Origin of the sequence: Mesorhizobium sp. M0340 (genome assembly GCF_040321535.1) — a bacterium.
Taxonomy (GTDB): Bacteria; Pseudomonadota; Alphaproteobacteria; order Rhizobiales; family Rhizobiaceae; genus Mesorhizobium.
In genome coordinates this window covers 1-2,492 of the sequence record NZ_JAMYRR010000065.1, presented here as the reverse complement: position 1 = coordinate 2,492, position 2,492 = coordinate 1, and the positions used below count along the sequence as shown (strand labels likewise).

The 2,492-nt window shown below is 63.1% G+C and carries 3 protein-coding genes; all 3 read right to left on the bottom strand.

Annotated features, from left to right (window positions below):
• The coding region (locus NKI79_RS33040; RefSeq protein WP_352807476.1) for an ABC transporter ATP-binding protein at positions 1 to 881 on the bottom strand (881 nt) is incomplete at its 3' end.
• Entirely contained in the window at positions 878 to 1,879 is a 1,002-nt protein-coding gene (locus NKI79_RS33035; protein ID WP_502909891.1) for an ABC transporter ATP-binding protein, read from the bottom strand. The genes NKI79_RS33035 and NKI79_RS33040, both read right to left, overlap by 4 nt.
• 7 nt (positions 1,880 to 1,886) lie before the next feature.
• Positions 1,887 to 2,492 (bottom strand): ABC transporter permease (locus tag NKI79_RS33030; protein WP_352807470.1); only part of this gene is annotated, 606 nt, incomplete at its 5' end.

Here is a 2,492-nt window from a genome sequence, read left to right as displayed (position 1 = left end):
GGGCAGCGCGGATGAAACGCGCATCCGCTCGGCGGATTGATCGGGCTTGGCACCTCGCCCTCGACGGGAGCCTTCAGCCGAACCCGCGTCGGATCCGGCACCGGAGCTGCCGCGATCAGCGCCTCGGTGTAGGGATGGACCGGTTTCGCGAACAGCGCCTCGCTCGGGGCGAGCTCCACGATCCGCCCCAGGTACATGACGGCCACGCGATGCGCGATATGCTCCACGACGCCGAGGTCATGCGAGATGAAGACGAAGGCGATGCCCATCTGCTGCTGGAGATCCAGAAGCAGATTCAGAATCTGCGCCTGCACGGAGACATCAAGGGCTGACACCGCTTCGTCGGCGATGATGAGAGAGGGGTTGAGCGCCAGGGCGCGTGCAATGCCGAGCCGCTGGCGCTGGCCGCCCGATAACTCCGACGGGAGCCTGTGCATCATCTCGGGCGACATTCCGACCTTCTGGAGAAGGTCAGTAGCAAGCGCGTTGCGCTGCTTCCGGCTGAGACGCTCAAAGTTCTCGACAGGCTCCGTAATAATTTGCCCGGCAGTAAGGCGCGGGTTCAGCGACGAGTAAGGATCCTGAAAGACCATCTGCATCCGACGGCGCCAGGCGTGAAGCGCGTCCTTCTTGAGACCCGCAATGTCGGTTCCGTCGATCATTACGCGCCCTCTAGTCGGCTGCACGAGCCGCATCAAGAGCCGTGCGACGGTGGACTTGCCGCAGCCGGATTCACCGACGATGCAAAGTGTCTCGCCCGCCTCGACGGAAAAGGATACATCCTCCACCGCCCGGATCACCGGAATGCTTTTCTTGAAGATTCCCGAGCCAAGCGGATAATGCTTGGTCAGGTTCTCGACTTTCAGCAATGGATCGTTCATGTGCCCATCACCTCTTCGGCGCGCCAGCAAGCTGCGGCGTGGCTCGACCCGACATCACGCAGGACGGGCGTCTTTTCGCGGCAAATATCGATAGCGAACGGGCAGCGAGGAGCAAAACTGCACCCGACAATGGGCTCGCGCAGGTTTGGCACGATCCCGGGAATTTCTGGAAGGCGACGCTGTCGGCCGCGCTGCGGATCCGGCACCGATCGCATGAGGCCCTGGGTGTAGGGGTGTGCGGGACGCGCAAACAGAGCTGTCACATTCGCTTGTTCTACGATCCGGCCGGCATACATCACGATCACGCGTTGGCATGTCTCGGCTACAACCCCCAGATCATGCGTGATGAACATCACGGACGTTCCCATGCGCTCTTTCAGGTCGACGATCAGCCGCAGGATCTGCGCCTGGATGGTGACATCGAGCGCAGTCGTCGGCTCGTCGGCAATCAACAGTTCCGGTGAGCAGGCCAGAGCCATGGCGATCATGGCGCGCTGGCGCATCCCGCCCGACATTTCATGGGGATAGTTGTTGACGCGGCGCTCGGGGTCCGCGATGCGAACGAGACGGAGCATCTCTCCGGCCTTCGCCATCGCCACCGAGTGGGACGCTTTCGTGTGGATTTGCACTGCCTCGGCGATCTGGTGGCCGACCGTATAGACCGGGTTCAGGCTGGTCATCGGATCCTGGAAGATCATGGCGATCTGATCGCCGCGAATCTTCCGCATCTCCCGGTCGGACAGTTCAAGCAGGTGGCGTCCGTGAAAGCGCACCTCGCCGCCGACTGTCTCGGCGGTCAGCTTGGGCAGGAGCCGAAGGATGGAGAGCGCGGTGACGCTCTTGCCACATCCGGACTCGCCGACGACGCCGAGCGTCTCGCCTCTCTTCACTTGGAAGCTGATGCCGCCCAGGGCACGGGTGACGCTCTCTTCGCCGTAAAAGTGCGTCTCAAGGTCGCGAACGTCGAGAAGCACATCATCCTCTGCAGATTCTCGCATCAGCATGTCAGCGTCTCCGCTTTGAGCGGGGATCGAACAGGTCGCGCAGGCCGTCCCCGAGCAGGTTGACGGCAAGGACCGTGACGGCAAGGCAGAAACCGGGGGCGAAAATCGTCATGGGCGCGATGGCGAGATAGAGGCGGGAACTGGCGATCATGTTGCCCCAACTCGGAATCTCGGGCGGCACGCCCACGCCGAGGAAGCTCAGCCCGGCCTCCGTGAGGATCGCGCTCGCGCAGACTGTGGCGCTCTGGACCATCAGGGCGGGAACGGTGCTCGGGAGGATATGTCGCCACAGCACTTTCGGCAGGCGCGCCCCGCCGCAGAGCGCGGCCTCCACGTAGGGACGTTCGCGAACACCCAAAACTACCGAACGGACCAGCCGCGCAACGGCTGGCGTCTCGGGGATCGCAATGGCGACGATGAGGATGCTGATGCCGGGGCCGGTCAGTGAAATAAGGGCAATGGCGAGAAGAATGGTCGGGATGGACATCAGGCCGTCCATGATCCGCATGACGACGCTGTCGAAGGGGCGGCTGTACCCGGCGATGACACCGATCAGAGCCCCGGCAAGAGCCGCGCATGCCGCCGACAGCAATCCGACCATGAGGGA

What these genes read in the sequence shown, in the direction of transcription:
- NKI79_RS33035 (WP_502909891.1), bottom strand. Translation starts at nt 1,879, where the DNA reads ATGCGAGAATCTGCAGAGGATGATGTGCTTCTCGACGTTCGCGACCTT.